The organism is Streptomyces sp. 8P21H-1 (genome assembly GCF_013302945.1).
In genome coordinates, this window is record NZ_JABTYA010000205.1 from 1 (window position 1) to 487 (window position 487).

Annotated in this window: 2 protein-coding genes; both read left to right on the forward strand. The window is 76.0% G+C overall.

Annotated features, from left to right (window positions below):
- Positions 1–122, forward strand: a 122-nt coding sequence (locus HO151_RS07300; RefSeq protein WP_254594682.1) for a DUF5914 domain-containing protein, incomplete at its 5' end; no start/stop codon positions are given.
- Positions 123–258: 136 nt separating this feature from the next.
- On the forward strand, positions 259–487 hold a 229-nt coding region (locus HO151_RS03395; RefSeq protein WP_173894623.1), incomplete at its 3' end, for a MerR family transcriptional regulator.

A 487-nucleotide genomic window follows, 5' to 3' on the forward strand; every position in this document is an offset into this window, starting at 1 on the left:
GCCGGATGACGCCGTTGCTGCGGCCGCTCGTACGGGCCGCCGCCGGACGTCTGTGGCGCGACGACCTGGCCTACGCGGAACGCCGCTGGCGGTTGCGCTCGACGGGGCGTTTCCCCGGCTGATCCGGACCCCGGCCGCCCCGGTGGCGGCCGTGCGCACCGCGCCCCGACGCAGTTCAGCGCATCCGTTCGACCGTGTCCGGCGGAAGAATGTGCGAGTCATGCGGGCTGCCGAGAGTCGACAGGGGTGCCGGTGGGCATGAAGGGCAGCGAGTCGGTGGAACCGGCCGACCTGGGCGTCACGACCGGTTTCCTGGCGCGCACGCTGGGCGTGTCCCCCACGACCCTGCGGTCCTGGGACCGCCGGTACGGGCTCGGGCCCGCCGTGCGGGCGGACGGCCGTCAGCGCCGGTGGGCGCCGCAGGACGTGGCCATGCTGCGCGAGATGTGCCGGCTGACCGCCACGGGGGTGCCGCCCGCCGAGGCCG